The sequence below is a fragment of the Streptomyces sp. PH9007 genome, assembly GCF_059813725.1.
This window is the reverse complement of the sequence record NZ_JBQRUY010000002.1, coordinates 119856-139175: the sequence shown is the minus strand read 5'-3', so window position 1 is coordinate 139175 and position 19320 is coordinate 119856. Positions and strand designations below refer to the sequence as shown.

General features: G+C 70.9%; 18 protein-coding genes and 1 pseudogene. 4 read left to right on the top strand and 15 right to left on the bottom strand.

Annotated elements, in window-relative coordinates:
• Positions 1-98: 98 nt before the first annotated feature.
• Positions 99-902 carry a non-homologous end joining protein Ku gene (gene ku, locus ACTFAP_RS29630; protein ID WP_500469766.1) on the top strand — a complete coding sequence of 268 codons (804 nt, stop codon included), beginning with the start codon at positions 99-101 and terminating at the stop codon, positions 900-902.
• A 26-nt stretch (positions 903-928) separates the two neighbouring features.
• Here ku and ACTFAP_RS29625 read toward each other — a convergent pair whose 3' ends face one another.
• The gene (locus tag ACTFAP_RS29625) at positions 929-2206 is read right to left on the bottom strand and encodes a hypothetical protein (protein WP_500469764.1); all 1278 of its coding nucleotides are present in this window, start codon (positions 2204-2206) and stop codon (positions 929-931) included.
• 118 nt (positions 2207-2324) lie between these two features.
• Between ACTFAP_RS29625 and ACTFAP_RS29620 the strand changes: the two genes are divergently transcribed.
• Both ACTFAP_RS29620 and ACTFAP_RS29615 read left to right on the top strand, forming a co-directional pair.
• Entirely contained in the window at positions 2325-2543 is a 219-nt protein-coding gene (locus tag ACTFAP_RS29620; protein WP_500469762.1) for a hypothetical protein, read from the top strand.
• 149 nt (positions 2544-2692) lie between these two features.
• Positions 2693-3463 (top strand): hypothetical protein, encoded by a 771-nt coding sequence (locus ACTFAP_RS29615; protein ID WP_500469760.1) that lies wholly within the window; start codon positions 2693-2695, stop codon positions 3461-3463.
• 191 nt (positions 3464-3654) lie between these two features.
• On the opposite strand, the gene ACTFAP_RS29610 is transcribed toward ACTFAP_RS29615, so the two are convergent.
• The 8 genes and pseudogenes from ACTFAP_RS29610 to ACTFAP_RS29575 form a co-directional block, all read right to left on the bottom strand.
• A complete protein-coding gene (locus ACTFAP_RS29610) occupies positions 3655-4563 on the bottom strand; it encodes an ATP-dependent DNA ligase (protein WP_500469758.1) in 909 nt (302 codons plus the stop codon).
• Between the two features lie 413 nt (positions 4564-4976).
• Positions 4977-6524: a DUF2637 domain-containing protein gene (locus ACTFAP_RS29605; RefSeq protein WP_500469756.1), complete on the bottom strand. Its 1548-nt coding sequence runs from the start codon at positions 6522-6524 to the stop codon at positions 4977-4979.
• Positions 6525-6660: 136 nt separating this feature from the next.
• On the bottom strand, positions 6661-7758 hold the full coding sequence (locus ACTFAP_RS29600) for a hypothetical protein (RefSeq protein WP_500469754.1): 1098 nt from the start codon (positions 7756-7758) through the stop codon (positions 6661-6663).
• Complete coding sequence (locus ACTFAP_RS29595) at positions 7758-8687, bottom strand: ParA family protein (protein ID WP_500469753.1); 930 nt, start codon at positions 8685-8687, stop codon at positions 7758-7760. The genes ACTFAP_RS29600 and ACTFAP_RS29595 overlap by 1 nt, the downstream gene beginning before the upstream one ends.
• Before the next feature lie 225 nt (positions 8688-8912).
• Positions 8913-9476, bottom strand: a complete 564-nt coding sequence (locus tag ACTFAP_RS29590; RefSeq protein WP_500469751.1) for a DUF1643 domain-containing protein — start codon at positions 9474-9476, stop codon at positions 8913-8915.
• A gap of 40 nt (positions 9477-9516) precedes the next feature.
• Positions 9517-10095 (bottom strand): annotated as a pseudogene (locus ACTFAP_RS29585) (XF1762 family protein).
• Between the two features lie 138 nt (positions 10096-10233).
• The gene (locus ACTFAP_RS29580; RefSeq protein WP_500469750.1) at positions 10234-10923 is read right to left on the bottom strand and encodes a hypothetical protein; all 690 of its coding nucleotides are present in this window, start codon (positions 10921-10923) and stop codon (positions 10234-10236) included.
• The gene (locus ACTFAP_RS29575) at positions 10920-11657 is read right to left on the bottom strand and encodes a hypothetical protein (protein ID WP_500469748.1); all 738 of its coding nucleotides are present in this window, start codon (positions 11655-11657) and stop codon (positions 10920-10922) included. Before ACTFAP_RS29575 ends, ACTFAP_RS29580 begins: the two co-directional genes overlap by 4 nt.
• A 348-nt stretch (positions 11658-12005) precedes the next feature.
• On the opposite strand from ACTFAP_RS29575, the gene ACTFAP_RS29570 reads away from it, so the two are divergent.
• On the top strand, positions 12006-12200 hold the full coding sequence (locus tag ACTFAP_RS29570; RefSeq protein WP_500469746.1) for a hypothetical protein: 195 nt from the start codon (positions 12006-12008) through the stop codon (positions 12198-12200).
• On the opposite strand, the gene ACTFAP_RS29565 is transcribed toward ACTFAP_RS29570, so the two are convergent.
• From ACTFAP_RS29565 to ACTFAP_RS29540, 6 genes are all read right to left on the bottom strand, one after another.
• Positions 12184-12687, bottom strand: a complete 504-nt coding sequence (locus tag ACTFAP_RS29565; RefSeq protein ID WP_500469744.1) for a VUT family protein — start codon at positions 12685-12687, stop codon at positions 12184-12186. The two genes, ACTFAP_RS29570 and ACTFAP_RS29565, sit on opposite strands and share 17 nt — an antisense overlap.
• A gap of 120 nt (positions 12688-12807) precedes the next feature.
• Positions 12808-14469, bottom strand: a complete 1662-nt coding sequence (locus ACTFAP_RS29560) for a DNA cytosine methyltransferase (protein ID WP_500469742.1) — start codon at positions 14467-14469, stop codon at positions 12808-12810.
• Between the two features lie 172 nt (positions 14470-14641).
• Positions 14642-16093: a hypothetical protein gene (locus ACTFAP_RS29555; protein ID WP_500469740.1), complete on the bottom strand. Its 1452-nt coding sequence runs from the start codon at positions 16091-16093 to the stop codon at positions 14642-14644.
• Between the two features lie 81 nt (positions 16094-16174).
• Positions 16175-16666: a plasmid transfer protein KilB gene (kilB, locus tag ACTFAP_RS29550; protein ID WP_500469738.1), complete on the bottom strand. Its 492-nt coding sequence runs from the start codon at positions 16664-16666 to the stop codon at positions 16175-16177.
• Between the two features lie 477 nt (positions 16667-17143).
• On the bottom strand, positions 17144-18856 hold the full coding sequence (locus tag ACTFAP_RS29545) for a DNA cytosine methyltransferase (protein WP_500469736.1): 1713 nt from the start codon (positions 18854-18856) through the stop codon (positions 17144-17146).
• Positions 18856-19302 carry a WhiB family transcriptional regulator gene (locus ACTFAP_RS29540; RefSeq protein ID WP_500469734.1) on the bottom strand — a complete coding sequence of 149 codons (447 nt, stop codon included), beginning with the start codon at positions 19300-19302 and terminating at the stop codon, positions 18856-18858. The genes ACTFAP_RS29545 and ACTFAP_RS29540 overlap by 1 nt, the downstream gene beginning before the upstream one ends.
• Positions 19303-19320 lie beyond the last annotated feature (18 nt).

The following is a 19320-nucleotide window of genomic DNA, read 5'->3' as shown; positions in this document are numbered from 1 at the left end:
CGGCTGCTGCGGCCCGCGGTGGGGCCAGCGGCTGTCGCTGGCGCCGGTCGGCGCAGGTGAAGGTGCGTGAGTGGCTGGTGCGGTATGGGATGGGGGTTATGCCGCAGACCATCGCCCGCATGGCGATCTCGTGGGCGCTGGTGTCGATCCCTGTGACCGTTCATTCGGCGTCCGAGACGGGCAGTTCGCTACCGCTGCACCAAGTCCACACCGTGTGCGGCGGTGGGCGGATCAGGCAGCGCCGGTTCTGTGAGCGCGAGGGGGTTGAGGTGCCCTGGAGCGAGGTGGCCCGCGGCTACGAGGCCCCGGACGGGCGGGTGGCCATTTTGACGCAGGAGGACCTGGCGGATGTGCCGCTGCCTACCGCCCGGGCGATCGAGGTGAAGGCGTTCATCGCCGAGTCCTCGGTCGATGTCCTGCTCGCGGACAGGCCCTACTGGATCGGGGTAGATGGGCCGGTTGGCGCCCGGCCCTACGCCTTGCTGCGGGACGCGATGAGACAGGCCGGGCAGGTCGCCGTTGTCCGGGTCGCGCTCCGCAGCAAGGAGAGCTTGGGCATCTTGAGGGTGAGAGGTCAGGTGCTGGCGATGCAGACCCTGCTGTGGCCGGAGGAGTTGCGGCCGCCGGACGACGTCTCCGTCCCCGAGGTGCCGCCGGCGCGGCCCCAGGAACTGCAGATGGCCACCTCGCTGATGGCCGCGGTCGGCGAGGACTTTGACCTGGGGGCCGAGCGGGACCACTACCGTCAGGCCCTGGAGCGGGTGATCACGGCGAAGCTGGAGGGCGCCGAGCCGCCGCACGCTCCCCCGGCCGCGGCGGGCGGCGAAGTCGTGGACCTGATGGCGGCGCTGGAGCAGAGCCTGGCGCAGGCCCGGGGTCGGCGCGCGGGCCCGGCCGGATAGACCCGGCCGGGCGGCGGCGCGCTGATTCAGTCCGTGAGGACGGGGTGGACATCCACGTGGGTGCCGGTCGCGATGAGTCCTGCGGTGGCGGAGACCAGTTGCGGGGCGATCCCGGACTGCGTCGAGAGGATCTCGCCGGTGCGCGCGTCCAGGACAGCGTGGCCGCTGGTGTAGAGGAGGTCCTCGAACGTCGCGGTGATGCGGCCGCTCCACGCTCCGGCGTCATCGGCGTCGCCTGCCGGCAGGGTCCACAGCGCGTCGCCGCCGGCGAGGTCGTATCCCGTGGCCTGCTGATCCGGGGTCACGCACACCATGGCGGTGGCGGCCGGGGAGCAGTGGGTGTCCTCGGTCAGCTGCTCGCCCGGGTCCAGCACTGCTTGGCCGGTGGCGACGTCCACCATCCGGATCCCGTCCGGGCCGCGGCCCTCGTCGACGCCGAACCAGGGGCCCCTCGGTTGCAGTGTGGGCCCGGGTCCCGCCGGCTGGGTCCACATCTCCTCCCCTGCGGCCAGGCTCACTCCGGCGACGGAGTAGCCCTCATCCGTGGAGAGCACACCGACCAGAACACCGTCGTGGCCATCCATGGCCACATAGTCGGTGCGCTCCCATAGGACTTCGCCGACGTCCAGGTCCACGACGGCGACGCTCCTTGGGCGGCTGTCCACGGCGACCTCCACGGCGGCCAGGCCCTGCTGGGTTGCGACCAGGCGGCCGGAGAACCGGCTGTCGGCCTCGGCGGACCCCCACTTGGGGGTGAAGGCCGCCCGGGCGGTGACCTCCCCGGTCGATGCCCGGGCTACGACCAGTTCCAGCGCGGGGTCCCCGCCCTGCTCGACCGCGACGACGGCCATGACCGCCTCCTCCCCCGCCCCGCCGTCCTGCACGAGGACCGGACGGTTCACCGGCCGGGTGCTGGCGAACTGCTCCACCGCGGCGGCCTCTTCTTCGGCCGTCATGGGCCCGTCGGCGCTCCACGCCTCCTGGAGCGCGGGCAGCTGCGGCTCGACCCTGGCCAGGACCTCTGCGGTCTGCAGTGCCACCAGGCTCATCCCGGCCTCATCAGCCACCCACGCGTGCTCCCCGCGCACCGCCACCGGCGGATACGCCGCGGGCCCGGTCTCGATACGGACCGCCGGCTCCTCGGCGAAGCGCAGCGGCAGCACCGGCGCCGCCTCTGGCGATTCCTCCCCCTGCTGCGCATCCGGCTTGTCCTGCGACCCGGATTCGCCGGTATGCGAACAGCCGGCCACCAGCAGCACCCCGGCCGCGATGCCCGCCGCCCATCCCGTCGTACGCGCCCTCATGTACCGCCGTCCTTCCTCACAGCCTGTCCCCCACCCGGAGGCGATCAATTCGCAGACTATGACATGAACAGTGCGCAATCGGGCGCGGGAGCCCACGAGGGGAATCTACGGTGTCGCCATGACGACCCCAACAGAACTGATCGAGCGGTACGAGCAGTTGGCCACGGCCTGGGCGAAGAGCGCCCAGCAGGCAGCGAGGACCGACCCTGCCATCGCGGCGGACCTCGCCCAGACCTACGCCACCCTCGCCCTCACCACCGCGCTGGTGCTCAGCCAGGGACTGGAGCCGCTCATCAACGCGCTGACCAAGCTGACCCGCAAACTCCCCGACCGGTAGCCGCACCGGCGGCGGGCGACGAGTTGTCCGCAGCCGCTCCAGTGCCGCCGGGCCCGCGTGGCGCAGCTTCACGGGGCCACCCCGCCGGCTGTTCCCCCGTACGGGTGAACGGGGCCCGGCCCGGCACCGGCGGCACTACTCTGCCGGGCATGACCTCCCCCAACGCGCCACGGCCGGTGAGTGACCTGCCGGAGGATCCGACGTGGATCCAGCTCGTCTACCAACTGCACTCGTCTCTCGGGCACCAGGACACGATCGAGGAGTGGGAGGTCACCGCCCGCATCGAAGCCGACAGCCTTCTTCCGGACCTGCCCAACTGTGAGACCTGCACCCCCGATCCAGGCGGCGAGCAGGACGATGCCTGCGAGCATCAGCTGACGGTCGGCTCGTTCACCTTCTACAAGATCCGCTCGGACGGCAGCCGACACCCGTTCTGGGCGATGGAGGAGGAGAGCCAGGACCTGTACGAGATCGCCGAGGCGATCTTCACCCGGGACCAGCAGGGCTACTCCCCCGAGTTCGCGGACATCATGGACGACGGGTTCAGCGGCTTCGGCATCCTCGTCGCCCACAAGGCGGAACTGGCGCCGGCCTGGCGAGGCTACGGACTGGGCCCCATCCTCATGAGCAGCGCCCTGCGGACGCTGGAGGGCGGCTGCGGAGCGGTGATCTGCCACCCCGAGCCCCTCGACTCCACCGGCATGACAGCACCCGAGCACCGCGCTGTGGTCGCCCGTCTACGGGACACCTGGGCACGTGCGGGCTTCGTGCCGATGGGCGATACCCCGTACATGGCGTACTCCACCGGCTGGGCCGCGCCGGAAGAACAGCGGACCCAGCTGCAAGAGCAGCTGCAGGAGCTCGGCAACAGCTGGCGGGAGCTGGCCCGTGCCACCTCGAGCGCCTCACCCGTCGGATAGCCAGGCTGACCGGACACCAGACAGGGCGCCGCCCGCCCGGGACTCATCAGGAACCGGCGGGCAGTTCCCTGTGCCGGGCCCGAATGCCGCGAGCCCGGAACGGCCACCCCCTGGCGCCGCCCCGGAGCAGGACCGGGTCCGCTCCCGGGTCGCCGCGCCGCAGCGACCACTCCCCCGCCCCGAGCCGACGCTCATCCCGACAAGCGGACCCGGGCAACGACGAGCGCGGCGTGACGGGCGGTCGTGCCGGCAAGGACCTCAACCTCCAGCCCCGGCGGAATGGGCCGGTAGGTGATGCCGTCTCCCCCGGTGACGGGCAGCGCCTGCTGCGCGGCCCCTGTCAGCGCGCCGACCTGTGCGGCGACCTCCGGAGCGAGCGGGGAGGACCAGTCGGGCCCGGAACGGCCCGGCAGCAGCAGGAGCAGGGCCCGGGGGCGGTGCGCGGATCCGACGTACCCGAGAACGGCTGCCTCGGTGGTGTCGGCATGCCGGTACTTGCGCCAGCCGCTGGCCCGGCCGGCGCGGTAGGGGACGCTCGCCGTCTTGATCACCAGTCCCTCGATGCCGGTGGCGGCGGGCAGGTCGCGGTACCAGGTGGCGGCCAGGTCGGGGTCGTCGGTCTGCGGCACGGGCTGGAGCGGCGGACCGAGAGGGCTCAGCAGCTCGACCAGCAGGGCTCGGCGTTCGGACAGGGGCAGCCGAAGGAGCGGTTCGCCGGCCAGGGCGAGGAGGTCGAACGCCGCGTAGGAGGCGGGAATCTGCCGCGCGAGGAGCTCGGCACGGCGGGTGGTGCTGGCGGCGCGGCGCTGGACGGCGCCGAAGTCGAGGCGGCCCTGCGACCAGATGACGACTTCCCCATCCAACGCGGTGCCGGCCGGCAGTTGGTCGGCTGCTGCGGCGATGTCCGGGAAGGCGTGGGTGTAGCGGCCCGAGCGGGTCTGGGTCAGGACTCCGCCCGAGGTGCAGATGATGATCAGTCGGTGGCCGTCGAACTTCGGCTCGTACAGCGTTCCGGCGCCTGTGGGCAGGGTGCGGACCGTGGTGGCGAGCGCGACCAGGACCGGCAGAGGAAGTGGAGCATCGTCGGGGGTGGCGGCCATGGCTCAGCATCGGACGAGCAAGGCTTGACCTGGTGCAGGACTCGCCGCGCCCTGGTCGCGGACCGGCCAGGGGGACGCAGTCCCGTCCGCCGCGTACGGGCGTGGCGGCCGTGCGCGGCGCCTGGTCGCGGAGAGGTCAATCGCTGGTCGCGGCCGTCTCGGCGGAGTGGTCAAGCCTGCGAAGGTCTGCTGGGCAAGCCCTCCTGCGGGGTCGGGGCTTGACCTGTGCGACGGCCAGGCGCGTTGGCGGTAGGTGAGCACCAGGCATCGCCAGCACGGCTTGACCACGACCAGGACGTCACCATGCCCAGGTGACCTTCCTGGCTGGCGTGGCCAGTTGGCAGTGAGGAAGCTGGGCCCTTCCCGGCTTGGCAGCCCGGTTGGCAGTGAGGAATGAGTCGTCCCGGCCGGTGCTACGGGATCGGCAGCGGATTGCCCGCGGGGCCCTTCGCGTCAGCCGTGGCGCGTTTGCGCAGGACCTCGATGAAGTTATGGGTCATGACGGTGGTCAGCCCGGTCTGCTCCGCGAGCAGGCCGGCGAGTTCGGTCACCGGCATGGCCCGCTGGCTGTTGTCGAGCTGCTCGTAGGCGTCCCTGATGAGCTGGCGGCGGAGGGTCTCCACGTACCGGCGTGCTGTGCTCTCTACGACCAGCCCAGTGCGCAGGGCGAGGATGGGTCCCAGGGCCCTCGCGGACAGCGCCCGCGCTTCCTTCCCGAGCTGCCAGTAGGCGTGGGTGACCGCGTCCTTGCCCTCCCATCCCGTGTAGTCCTGTACGAGGCCCTGCTCGCTCTCCCCGGTGTCCTCGGTTTCCGGGGCCTCGTCCGCTTCCTTGTCCGCGGTCTCCTCATCGCCGGCCAGACCTTCCGCAGCGGCGTCCTGGTCATCCAGGAGCCGTTCCATCCGGCGGACGTCGTCGGGCGGGATCAGGGCATCGACGCGCTTCCGCGCTCGCGCTCCCTGTTCGGCGGAGGCCGTCCCCGCCGACGCGAGTTCACGATCCGCACTGCCAACCGGCGGCTGAGGGTCGGCTGCCGGCCGCGGATCGCCACCTCCGCCGCCGGGCACGTCGTTCACCCCGTCAGGTACCTGACTCCAGGGCGTGTCCTCCAAGGCAGACCCGTGCACCAGAGGTTCCGGCTCAGCACGTGGTGGGGCAGGGGGCAGTGGCGAGGGGACCTGGTCTTCCGCCGGGCTCGCCGGGAGCTCTCGTGGCGTCTGCGCCTTGGTCCGCTGCGTGGGTACGGTCAGCCCTTCCTCGAGGGCCCCTGCCCCGGTCTCGGTCCGCTGCGCGGTGCCGGGGAGGGTCGTCTCCGAGAGCGGGACGCCGAAGCGGGCCAGCTTCAGCGGCATGAGTTCCTCGACCGGTGCGCGGCGGCGCCAGGCGCGGCCGTACTCGGCGCGCAGCCGGGTCTGGTAGACGAGGCGGTCCCGCTCCATGGTGATGACCTCGTCGTAGGACCGCAGTTCCCACAGCTTCATGCGGCGCCACAGCCGGAAGGTGGGGATGGGGGAGAGCAGCCAGCGCCACATGCGGACGCCCTCCATGTGCTTGTCCGCCGTGATGTCGGCGACCCGCCCGATGGCGTGCCGGGCCGCTTCCACGGTGATGACGAAGAGCACGGGGATGATCGCGTGCATGCCGACGCCCAGCGGGTCGCCCCACGCGGCGGCGCCGTTGAAGGCGATGGTGGCGGCGGTGAGCAGCCAGGCGGTCTGGCGCAGCAGGGGGAACGGGATGCGCAGCCAGGTCAGCAGCAGGTCCAGGGCGAGCAGGACGACGATGCCCGCGTCGATGCCGATGGGAAAGAACGGCGAGAAGGCGCCGAATCCCTTCTTCTCGGCCAGATCGCGGACCGCCGTGTACGAGCCGACAAAGCCGATGGCGGCGATGACGACCGCCCCGGCCAGGATGATGCCGACCAGGACGCGGTGTGCGCGTGTGAGTTTCACCTGTGCCACAGCTGCCACTCCGCCCTCTCGACTCTACGTTCGACCAGTCTTTCAGGCCGGAGCGAGAAGTGCAGTTTTCAGTACCTGGGCGCAGGCCGTGAGGGCTTGGCAGTTCGCGTTGTGCCCTCACGGCCCGGGTGCTCGGCTAGGGCTTTGGTGAGCTAATCGCCCTGTTTCTGATAGCCGTCGCCCTCTTCGTGATCTTGCTCCTGACGTTGCCGTACTCCGATGCCGCAGCGGGGTCGCCTGCGGCTGCGGTGTACACCTCTGCAGTGAGGAGCTGATGGACCTCGTTCAGCTTCTTCAGGGCGTCCTTCATGGTTGCGAGGTGGTCGGGAACGATCTCAGCGTCCTCAATGTCGCCATCGCCATCGCGGGCGGATCTCAGAGAGGAGGGCTTGTCGGGCGGCCCGGATGCCTGTGCCTCAGGCGTTTTGCCCGCTGCCTCGCCCTGGGAGGCGCCCGTCGCGCCGCCGGCTACCTCCGGCGCTGCAATTGCAGCGCCACTGTTCGAATTAGACTCGAACGCGGGCGCTGCAATTGCAGCGCCGGGGACCCCCAGCGTTGTCCGCGCCGCCTCCTCTATCACCGAGCGCTGCTGTTCCGGCACCTCGGGCAGGCGAGACGGGAGCTCCTCATGCACTGCTCGAAGCGCCGCAGCTGTCGGCTTCTCGCCCAACTGAGCGCTCACGTCCTGGACGACCTGATACAGGGTGACGGCAGCGTCCCTGCCGTGCAGCTTCTCTGTCTTCAGGGTTTCCTTGACCTGCCCGGGGTTGGGAACTGTGCCGGTTCGCTCAGCTGTCTCCAGCGCAAGAGGCGCGCCCGCACGCAACTGGCGGCCGTAGACGGCGGAACGCCCAGTGATGTCTTCGACGTACCCGCCGAGCGTGCGGTGGGTACACCGCCACCACTTGCCCTTAGCTACTCGCTCCAGACCTTGAGCGATGACCCATACCGAGGCGTCGCCGGTCGCCAGTGCCGTACGGATGACGTCTTCCGTTTGAGCCTTCTGCTGCTGCTCGCTGTCCGTCAGCTCCGACAGGTCGCCTTCCGCTACCTCCCGGACATCGTTCAGGTTCGGCAGGCCCTCGGCCAGGCGCAGTACAGCGTCGATGCTCTCTGACGGGGCAGGCCCGTCGATGATTGCCTCTGTGCGTAGCGCGACGGCGGCGCCGGCACCGGTGGCGTAGGAGTCGTCGAAGAGATCATCGAGTGCGTCGTTGGCGTCGAACCCAGACATCAGGCCGCCTTCTGACCGAAGAGGATGCCTGCTGCTCGGTCGTAGTCGAGGACGGTGGTCACGCCGGGCGCGAAGGCTCGCAGCGGCTTCCTTGCGAGCTGGGCTTCTCCGACACGAACGTTGGTCCGGGCCGGCGCGATGACCGCCTCGGGGAATGCCTTCGCCATGCTGTTGCCGATCTTCCGGGCCAACTGCGACTTCTCGAAGTCCTTCAGGATGACCGCCGCGACGCGCAGATCCGGGTTGAGGCGTGCTTTGACGGTCTTCAGCGTCCGGCTGAGTGCTGCTGAGCCTCGAACGTCCAGACCCGAGTCGGCCTGCACCGGGATGACGATGTCGTCCGCTGCGACCAGGGCCGAGACCGTGAGAGGACCAAGGCTTGGGCCGCAGTCGATGACGGTGACATCGACGTCGTCATCAGCTTTCTTCAGGTGGTACTGCAGCGCGGTGTCGGTGCCGGTCGGGTGCTTGGTCTTGACGTCGTCCAGGTCCACGTACGACGGCACGAGGCGCAGCCCTTCGTACGGCGTGGCGTACGAGATCTGCTGCAGCGTGACCGTCGGGTCGAAGTAGAGGTGTGCCAGGTTGAGGCGCCGGTCCTCGGGCGTCCCTTCGGGGTAGGTGAAGGGGAGCCACGCGGTCAGCGATGCCTCTTGATCATCGGCGTCGATGAGGCGGACGCGCAGGCCGCGGGAGACCAGGGCCATCGCCAGCTCGAGCGCAGTCGTGGTCTTGCCCGCGCCGCCTTTCTGATTGCAGACGGCGATGACCCGCGGGAACGTGCCGGGCATGAAGGTCGGCGGGACTACGATCCCGACCTTCCACTCGTGGTACGGGCTCGTGATGTCCCACTCTGTGACGATGTCGAGGAAGGCCAGGTCGTCGCTGAGCGGTGGAACCTGTACGGTCTGGGATTGTGTTTCTCGCATAGCCCGCACCGTATCGGGTGAAACACCCTAGAGGCGCCCCACCCAGCGATTCGACGCGGTGGGGCGCTTCCTGCTTGGAGCCTCAGCCGCCGTCTGCTGGCTCATCTTGACCGTATGCACTGAGGGCTGACGGGGCTTCGGAGCGTTCACTGTCCCTGATGGTCCCGAAACGAAAAATGGCCCGGCCCGTGGGAAACACGGGCCGGGCCATCGTGGTGCTGATGCTCAGGTGGCGTGTGCGTAGGAGCTCAGGGGGGTGGTGGCGGCGAGATACAGCGGGTGCCGGGGCTGTCCTGTCCTGGTGGTGCCGAGGCAGTGGAGCTTGTGGTCGGCGGATGCCAGGAGCTTGGCGACGGCGGTGGACCGGCCGTGGAGGGTTCCGTGGCTTCCCCAGGCCGCGATGACCGTGGGGGCGGCGGGGATGAGCTCGGCGAGGATCGCGTCGTTGAGCTGCCCGATCGGGTCGGGGTGCTGGATGAGGGTGCGGGGGTTGGTGGCCCGCAGGGCGAAGAGGTTGACGACGATGATGCCGCCGAATTTGTGCCGGCGGGAGAAGGAGGCGACGCGCCGCAGGGTGGTGTCGTCGCGGGTTGCGCTGGCGGTGCTGGGGTTGAGCATGACCCACAGGGCGTGCGGTGTATCGGAGGCCCATGTGCGGGTGAGGGCGTAGCGGTAGAGGTGGTCGGGGCTCAGGAGCGCGCTGCCGGTCGTGTTGCCGACGGTTCCTTGCTGGTGGATGAGCTGGTGCTGTAAGGCGCAGCGGTCGATCTGCGTGGCGGGGTTGTTCACGGGGGGTCCGTCCTGGGTGTGGTTGCGCGGGCTGCCGGGGTCAGTTGCTGTGCGGGTGGCTGGGGGTCTCGTCGCTGAGTTGGGCGCGGAGGGCTTCGATGGATGGTGGCGGGTGTGCTTCTGCTGTGGTCCGTTCCCACAGGGTGCGCGGGATGTTGTCGGTGCCGCGGTCGGTGCGGCGGCGGCTGGGGGTGTCCCAGCCGGTGCGGGGGTGGCGTTCGGCGATGGGGCGCTATCCGGCGCCGCGGAGGCTGGCTCCGGATTCCTTGTGCTGGGTGTACGTCAGCACCCGGTGGAAGCCCATTTCTCTGGCGGCGCGCCAGACCGCGCCGTAGAGGGCGCTGCAGGCGTTGGGGGTGCCGTCGGTCGATACCCGGGTGACTTCGAGGGTGAAGTGCTGGTCGAAGGCCCTGGCGGTGGGGTGGCCGACGATCGCCGCTCCGCGCAGGTGCTGTGCCTCGTCCCACACGCCGATGCTGAACCGGTGGCCCTGGGGGCTGCTGTGGTGGCGGTGCCACAAGTCGACCGCGCGGCAGGCGTCCTTGAAGGTGAGGGGCACGACGGTGAGCTTGTGCTGGCGGCCATCCGGGGGCGGGGCGAGGACGTCGTCCAGCTGCATCTGTATCGCCACTGATCCTCCTGGGTCTGGTGCGGCCGGTCCAGGTCCGGCCGGGCCGTGGATGCCGGCAACGCCGTGGGGTTGCCCGTGCTGGGCGTGACACGGCGCTGCGTGTGCGACGGGGGAGCGGGTTGGGGGTCAGCCGGTGCGGCCGGCTGGCAGCGCGGCGCTCGGGGCCGGGAGGTGATGGTGGCTTGCGGGGCGGGTTCCGGTCTCGGTGGTGATCGCGTCGTGGAGGCGGCGGATCCAGCGGACGTCGCCGAGCGCGGTGTGCGCTTCCTCTTCTGACGGGGGCGGGACTCCGAGGGCGGCGGAGATGGCGTAGGAGCTGTGGCTGGCGATCTGGTCGCGGACCTCTTCGTACGGCGCGGAGGTGCGGGCGCGGAGGGTGCTGGCTCTGGCGGCCGCCAGCCCGTACAGGTAGCCCTCGGCCATCGTGGGGACGTCCTTGTGGCGGTGGTACCAGACGGCCTCGCCGAGGCGGACCTGGAGGAAGCGGGCGTCGAAGTCGGGGTGGGAGCCGAGCAGCCGGGCCCGGTGGAGGATGCGGCGGAGGATGGCGTCGATCTCGCAGGGGTCGATGGGGGAGGGGCCCCCTGGGTGGAGCATGTCCAGGGCGAGCGCCCAGGGCGGGACCTCCATGCGCTCGTGGTAGCGGTTGATCTCGAGGGCGCGGGGGTCGGCGTGTGCGAGTTGTTCCTCGGTGGGGCGGATCTGCCACAGAAATTCGGTGCGGTCGGGCGCGCTGACGGCGATCTCCCACATGGGGTGGATGGTGGGGTCGAGGCCCAGCGTCTCGGTATCGACGACGGCTTCGGGCTTGGTCATGTGTTCTCCCAGTGGGTGTGCGGGGATCGGGCCGGCCGCCGGTCAGCGGGGGCGAAGACGGGGGAGGGGTGCGTCGCGGCGTAGAGCTTGGGCGGGAGGATGATGCGGTCGTGGAGGGCTCGGGTCCACAGGGCGCTGGAGAGCGCTGAGCGGTTCGGTTCGGAGTGGGGAGGCCGGACTCCGGCGCCGCTGGAGAGGCGAGCGGGCAGCCGGCCCTCCACGAGGTACCGGGTGCTGGTGTAGTGGTCGGGTGGGGTGCCCCAGTACGGTTCGCGGCTGGTGTAGGCGTGTGCCAGGCCCTGCAGGAAGCCGGCGGCGAGTGTGGTGATGTCCAGGGGCCTGGGGCGCCACGGCGCGGCGTCGAGGTGCGCCTGCAGGAAGCCGGCGTCGAAGTTGGGGGTGGCGCCGATCAGTTCGGCTCCGTCGAGGAGCGCCAGGAGAGCGCTGTCGAGGTCGGCCCGTGTGGTTTGGGTGGGGCCGGTGGACGCCAGGAAGCTGACGGCCTCCGCGTCACGGGGGACCCTCATCTGGGCGCGGTAGCCGCCGGTTTCCAGGGTGTGGCGGTCGGCGTCGCGCAGCTCGTCGTCGCTGGGCCGGATCTGCCACCAGTGGATTCCTTCGGTGCGCGGCTCGTAGGGATCCGTCCGGTGAATGACGACGATCTGCCAGATGGGGTGGCGGTAGGGGGCCGGACCGAGAGCCTTGATGTCGATGATCGCGGTGGGGCTGGGCAACAGTTGCTCCTTACTGTCGGTGAGGATCGGGCTGGGGGAGTGGGCCGCGTTCAAGGGGGCTGGGCGCTGCGGGCCGGCGGGCTTCGGTGGCCTCTGGCGTGGCCGAGCATCGGATGCCAGTTCCTGTGCCGGGTCTCAGGCTGCGGTGTCGAAGAGCGCGGGCTGGAAGGCGCCGTCGGCCAGGCTGGCCTGGGCTGCGGCCCGTTCGGGCCAGCGGATGACGTCGGTGCGCCACCGCAGGGCGGGTGCCGCCATAGATGACTTCGGGCTCGCACATGTGGTCCAGGGGCGCGGCCCACCGGCCGTTGCTTCGGCGGCCCATTCGGCGTTGGTGATGGGGCTGCGCCCGTGCTGCTGGAGGCCGGTGAACATGCCGCTGTCGAGGACGAAGTCGTGGCGGGCCGGCGGGAAGGGCGTCTTGCGGCGGGCGGCGCGGTTGCGGCTGACGCACAGGGTGACGCCGTCGAGGTGCGGGTCGTCCAGCCACAGCCAGTGCAGCAGGTGGTGCCGAGATGGAAGGCGAAGGTCACGCCTGCTCCCTGAGGATGGACTGGGTGGCGCGGGCAGCTATGGCGGTGGCGGTCACGTACGCCTTGGCGAGGATGAGGCCGGGGGCGAGGTCGAGTGAGCCGAATGCCAGCCAGACGAAGAGGAGGCTGTCGATGATCAGGCCGGCGGCGCTGGAGGCTGCGACGGCGCGCAGCATGCCGCGCTCGCGCAGGGGTCCGTAGATGGCGGTGTCTGCCAGTTCGGCGACGGCGAAGGCGGTGGCGGAGGCGACGGCCAGGGACGGTGTGGCGATCAGGTAGGCCAGGAGGCTCCCGGTGGCGATCGCGGCCAGGGCGGCGGGTTTTCCGGCCCGGGAGTGGACCAGGTCGCGCAGGGCGAAGGAGACGCCGATGGCGAGGGCTCCGGCGGGTGCGGCCTGGCCGAAGCCGACGGGGATGGTGCCGATGTGCGTGGTGAGTAAGTTTGCTGCTGGGACGGTGGCGAGGTAGGCGGCGGTGACGGTGGCGGTCCGGCTCTCCAATGTGCTCCCCCTGTGTTTCAGCGCCTGGTGGGCCATTTCGCGGGGGCAAGGCGGCGGCCGGCGGCGTTTGTGACGCCACCGGCCGGAAATTTCAGAACCGTTTCTCGGGAGGGCTGTTGGTCACTCGTCGCGGTGCTTGTGGATGGGCTGCTGGCCGCGCAGGCAGTGGCGGCGGGTGGTGGAGCGGCGCGGGGGGTTGGGGCACATGTGGGCGGCGCCGGGCGCGGCCGGGGCGGCGGCGAGGTGCTCGGGCACCGGCAGCCCGGTGGCCGCGGCCACGACGTGGGTGGCCAGGCGCGGCGGGACAGCGTTCCCGATCTGCTGGAACTTACGGGTCTTGGTGCCGGAGAAGGGGTAGTCGGCGCGGAAGGACTGGAGGACGGCGGCTTCCTCGGCGGTGATGCGGATGGAGTCCTTGCTGGCGAACTGGCTCTCGCCGCCGGGGGAGCGGTCGCGGTGACCGGGCGGGGAGAGCCTGGGGTCCCCGCACACCGTGGTGGAGGGCCGCTCATGCACCCAGGTCACGGTGTTGAGGCGGTCCCCGAAGTGGAGGGTGCCGGCGGGCTGGTCGGCGCGGCGGCGGCAGGCGTTCGCCGAGGTGTTGTGCCGCAGCATCCAGTCCTCGGGGCGGCGACCGGTGTCGTCGGGGAGGGTGCAGGGGCACGGCTCCCAGTCGTAGTCGTGCCGGGAGAGGAGAGTGGCGGCCGGCTCGTACTGGCAGCGCAGCGCGGCGTTCGTGCGCTGTCCGTGACGCAGGAGCCAGGCGCCTTCGTCGCGGGCGCGCTCCAGGGCGCGGCGGGACCCGGACGGGTACGGCTCGGGCCCACCCGAGTTGGGGCCGCCGGCGCAGATGGTGGGAGAGGTCCGCTGGGTGGGCCCCCAGCCCAGGGCCTGCGCCATGCTCACCCACGGCAGCCGTCCGCAGCCCTCGGTGTGCTTGCGGGGGTCGATGTGGGTGGCGGCCGGGAACGTCACGTCGCGTTCGCGGGAGGCGATGACGAAAGCGCGGCGGCGGGTCTGGGGGACGCCGTAGTCCGCAGCGTTGAGAATGCCGGCCCACACGCTGTAGCCCCAGGTGGTGAGGATCTCGGCGTACTGCTCCCACAGCGGGAGAACCGGGGGGACTTCCTCCATCGCGACCCAGGCAGGGCGCAGGTCGTGGAGGTAGCGCATGGGCTCGGCGGCGAGGAGGGACCGTTCGTCCTTGCAGCCGGCGAGCAGCTGCGCGCGGGTGTCGCGGCCGGCGGCGAGGTCGGCGACGGCCTGGTGCACGAGTGGCTGGTCGGCCAGGCCCAGGCGTTTGCCGGCGCGGGACCACGCCTGGCAGGGCGGGGAGGCGATGAGGCCGGCGACGCGGCGGCCGCGCGGCGGGCGGGTGGGGTGGGCAGCGACATCGCACTGGATGGTGGCGTGCCCGGCCGCTTCGCGGGTGTCGCAGGCCGCCTGGTCCCATTCCAGGCCGAGGTCGGTCAGGCCGAGAGGCCGCAGGCCCTCGCTGAATCCGCCCGGGCCGGCGAACAGGTCCAGGATGAGGCCCCGGCTGCGGGCCGCGGGAGGCCGGGGGGTACGGCGGCGTCCGGCGGCCGGGGCGTGGCGGTCGGGCGGCGGGGCGTGGCGCTGCCGGCCGGGCCGGTTGTCCCGCTGGGCCGGGGGGTCGGTGACCCGGGCGTGGAGGGTCGCGGTGCGGGTGCGCCCCGGGTTCCCGGGGCGCCCGGGTGCGGACCGGGGGTGGTCCGCGGGGGCCTGACGTGACGTCAGGGTGTGTCCGGTCCGATCTGCCATAAGGGTCCTTTCGCCATGGAGTGCTCGTTTCGTGAGGCTTGGGAGCGTCGGCGAAGGGTTTGTGACAGGGCGTCGGAAAGTTCTCTGGTGAGAATTCTTTCGGGTGGCGGGGCCGTTGACGCGCTCGTGCCTGCTACCAGGGTTACAGCGGTGTGATGTTCGGCCGCGTGGGTCATGAGCGTCCGGCGAGGATCTCCCAGTTCAGTGCGCGCAGGAGCCTTTCCGCGCTAGCCGCGACCTCGGGGTTGCCGTTCTTGATCGCCAGCGTGCACCAGCGCTGGCCTTGCTCCAGATTGCCTGCACGAGTGTCCAGCATGGCGAGGCGCAGGGCAGCTCGGCCTTGACCGGCTCCTGCGGAGACGGTCCACCAATGCCGGGCTGACGCTAGATCACCTTTGCGGTGGTGGAGCTTCCCGAGGTTGAGCTGGCCGAGCCTGTGACCCGACTCTGCCACAGGCGTCAGAGCGCGCTCGGCGATGTCGGGCTCGGCGGTGAACGCGCTCTTGGCGATAGCGAGGAGGTCGGCCCGGCAGACGGCGTGAGCGAGCGACCACTCCCAGGTCCAGTGCGGGATAGGCGTATCTGTTTGGTCCACGAGATAGTCGAAGGGCGCCCAGCGCTGTCCTGAGGTGTCGTCCGGGGCCGGTAAGAGCAGGCTGGTGACCCCGTAGCGGATGCGGGTCGCCCAGGAGAACGCGTCGTCCAGGGATTCGGGGCGCAGCGCGGCGCCGCCTGCGGCGGCCAAGTGGTGCTCGTGCAGTTCGGTGAGGTCAGCGCGGAGATAGGGGCCGCGCAGTCCCGTGCGACTCAGGGCCACGGCGGCGTCCACCAGGGCAGCGCCGCGGGCGTGACCGTGGGCGGCACGGGCGCGGTGCCACTCCTGCAGCAGTACGGGCCCGGCGGCGAGGTATTCGGCTACGCCGTAGGGCCCGTGGTGCTCCAGGGCGTCGAGGACGCGGGGGTCGTCGCAGTGCGCGGCGCGCTCTTGTTCGGCGTCGCTCCACAGGCGGGGCAGGTCGACGATCTCTGCGGACCGCAGTACCTGCGCGCCGAGTTCACCGTCGTGTTCGCCGGTGAACGCTCTGTACGCCTTGAGGCGCATGGTCGCGACGATCGGCACGTGCATGTGGCGCAGGTCCTCGAGGAGTTCGGGGTCCAGGCCGTCGGGGACCAGATACCTTTCCAGGTCGTCCAGCCACACCAAGACGGGCATGTCTGCGGTCTCCACGGCCTCGGGGAGGTGCCTCATGCTGGCTCCGGGCGGCGGGGCCAGGACCCTGTGCTGCGGGAAGACGTCGCGTACGGCCTCGAACGCGGCGCGCGTCTTGCCTGCCGTGGAGTCACCGATCACCAACGTCAGTCCGCCCTGGGCCAGGCAGTGGCGCAGCACGACATCGATGTCGCGTTGTACGTACGGCGGCAGCAGGCTGCCGTCCGTGCCCGGGCGTGCTCGGTGCGCGCCGGCCGCGAGGGCGTCCCACCCGCTGGCGAGGACCCAGCGGGTGGGGTCGCGCAGGTAGCGCGGGGTCGCCTCTGCCGCTGCAGCGTTGACCGTCAGCTGGCGGATCTGACTGGCCTGGATGGCGGTGTGGAAGGTGCCGCCCGAGATGTCGTTCGTCCCCATGCACGGACGGTATCGCCGATGCGGCGCCTGCAGTTACGGCCGCTGGCCGGGGTGTGTGCTGCGGGCGTAGGGGGAGGGTGTTCAGCGGGGGCCGTCCTCTCGGATGACGTCGGCGGCGATGTCGAGCAGCCGGTCGTGGGCGGCGATCGATGCGAGTCGCGCGCCGTCGAAGTCTTCGCAGTCGTGCAGCGAGAAGGTGACCTCGACCAGTTCCTCGACGGCCTCACGGACGGCGGGGGAGGAGATCAGCAGCCGTACCCGGGCCAGGGGTTCGGCCATCGCGCTGCGGGTGGCGTGGACGGCGGCGACGGCGGCGATCAGGGTGGGCTCGTCGGCGCCGTCCGCCTGGAGCCAGCGGCGGTGCCAGCTGGTGCGGCGGTGGTCGGCGGCCGCGGCGGCGAGGGCGGCGACGGCGGCGATCTGGTCACGGCGTAACGCGGCGCGCTCGCTGGCGGCGAGGCCGTCCTGGGCGATGCGGCGCTGCAGGGCGCCGGAGACGATGCTGCCGAGGAGGGTGCCGACGACGGCGATGACGCCGGCGGCGATGGCGGTGCCCATCAGTTTTCCTTTCACGGGGAGTACGGTGACCCGGCCAGGTTGGGTCGGGGCCACCAGTCTCGTTGGCGGTCCCCCCGGGGGGTTCGGGATGGGAGACAGCGGTGGCCCGGCGCTGGCAGGTCCGCCGCGAAGGGGAGTACTCCCTTCGCGCGTTCAGGGACAGCACAGCTCGGTGCGCCTGGCGGGCGGATTGCGGCCAGGTGCCCGTAGTTGCGGAACGCTGTTCCAGCGCCGATGTGTTGACCGGACCAGCCGAGGCGGGTCGGCCCGCGCGAAGGGCCCGCGGCGGGCATACTGGCGGTTCCGTCTCGGCGATCCGGGTTGGTTGAGGGATAGCGGCGCCTGGTGCTGGCAGGCGAGGGCGTCGACTCGCAAGGGGGTTCCCCGGCTGCCGTAGGCAGGCCGGGGAACCCCCTCTCGTCTCTGCTGCTCAAGGTGCGGGCGAGGCCCAGGGCCAACGGGCGCTGGCCGAGGGCGGCGGGTGCATCCCCCTCATGCCGTGCCGTGGAGGATGGCCCGCAGCCGGGATCCGATCCAGGCGCCGACCTGCGGGGAGACGGCGTTGCCGTATCCGTCCACCTGGTCCGAGGGAGATCCCCAGACCTGGAAGGTCCCTTTGTGGCCGGGGAAGTCGGTGTCGAAGCCGCAGCCTCGGCCGACTTCGTGGGCGCGCAGCATTCTGAAGAAGCACTCCTCCAGCGGCAGATCCGTGATCGCGGCGCGCCAGTCGGCCCTGAGCAGTCCGGTTGTGTCGCGGGCGGTGAGGGTTCCGAGCGGGTCGCTCAGCGGGTGCGGCGCGGTCTCGCTGCCTGTACTGCCGTTCTGCTTGTACCAGCCGGCAGCTGTGAGCAGGCCCGGGATCTGGTCTGCGGTGACGGTTGGCATTGCCTCGCTGTGCGGGGTCGGCACGGTGTTCTTGCGGAACGGGAGGATTCCGGAGGAGATCACGGCGAGGGTCTCCGAGCCGACCTGGGTGGGCAGCGGGCTGTGCGCCCCGCGCGGGCTGCCCTGGTAGTTGTCTACGGCCAGCAGGACTGCTTCCTCGTACGGCGAGGGGCCGGGGCCCGTCGGCAGGGGGGTGCCCCTCCCCCTGTCGTCGCCGGCCAGCAGGGCCTGCGACAGGATTGAGGACTCCCACCGGCCGACCCGTGTCGCCCGCGGCTCCCAGGGGCGCATCCCCGCGCCGACGGCCTTTGCCGGCAGGAGCACGGCGGGGAAGTCGGCGAACCGCTGTCGGCAGCGTTCCGCGCGGGCCATGGTGGATGCCGCGAGCGGCTTGTCCCTGTCTCCGATACGTGTACCCAGGTCGGTCATGTCAAGAGCGGCCAGCGATGGCGTCATCGGCGGGATGACCGGGCGGCGGCAGCTGGGGCAGCGGTACTCGTACTGCTTGCCGTAGGTCACGAGCCCGGTGGCCGGGATGCCCGTGCGCCAGGTCCACACCGCCTCGACGTGCTTGTCGCAGCTGCCGCAGTGCGACACCGGCCGGTGTTCCAGATCCGGGTCGGGCAGGGACTTGTCCCAGAAAATCCAGTAGCCGCGGTCCCGTGACTGGCCGACCCCGAAAAACTGCGAGTTGAGGTAGAGCACCTTGTGCTTGTAGTTGAGCAGGTCGAACTGCTTGATCCACCACCGGTAGGTGGAGCCGTCGCCGACCTTTGGGCGGCCGGGGATCGCCGGCCCCCAGGAGTACAGCTGGGTGGTGCACTCGACGATGATGAGCCGCGGGTGGTGCTGCGCGGCGTAGTGCAGGACGCAGTTGGCTGTCGCCCGGTCCCGCTCGGAGCGCGTCACCCGGGTCTCGAAGTCCGGATCATCCAATTCAAAAAGGGTAAGTCCCTGTTCATATGCTTTGACCGTATTGGCAGATGAGTGATTGGTGCAGCTCACGCCCGCGGCCAGCAAGTCTGCGGCGGGAAGATCCCGGGCCGAGTGGTAGTCCGAGGCGTCAGTGTCGATCAGGTCTGCGATCCAGTGTTCAGCCTCGGGGTGGTTCGCCTCGTGAACCTCTACTTTGTACTGGTTGTGGTTGGCGGCCATGATCGTGCTGAACCCAGCCTTCTTGACGGCTTCGGTGAGGCCCCCGAAGCCGGAGAACAGGTCGACCGCGGTGTGTTCGTCATGGCGGAACCGGCGGCTCCGGGTGGCCGGCCGGTGGGTCGCGGTGCGGTGCTGGGTGCGCTTCTTGCGGGTGGCGGAGGACATCAGGCGGCCGCCTTCTCGGTGTTGAGGGCGGCGGCGCGGTGCCGGGGGCTGGTCGGAGTCCGGGTGCTGGTGGTGCGGGTTGCTGCAGATGCGCTGCGTGCGGCGCGGCGGGAGCGGGCGGCGGTGGTCACCCAGTCGTCGCCGAGGCGCTCGCGGAGGCTGCTGCGCAGGTCGTCTCGTTCGTTGGGGGTGGTGGCGGCCCGGATGCCCTCGGGGTGGAGCTTGGGGTTGGCGAGTGTGTACAGGAGGCAGTCGGCGGCCTGCGGGCATTTCCGGCACATGGCCTTGGCGGTGGCGGTGGCTGCGGGAGACATCCGCTCGGGGAAGGCCAGCTCATCAGCCTGTGCGGGGGTGAGCTGGCGGCAGGGGGCGTTGGTGTAGTCGGGCTCGGGAACGCGGGGGTCAGCCTGGATGAACTTGGGCTGGCCGGTGGCGGTGGCGGGCATGACGGTCCCTTCTGCGGT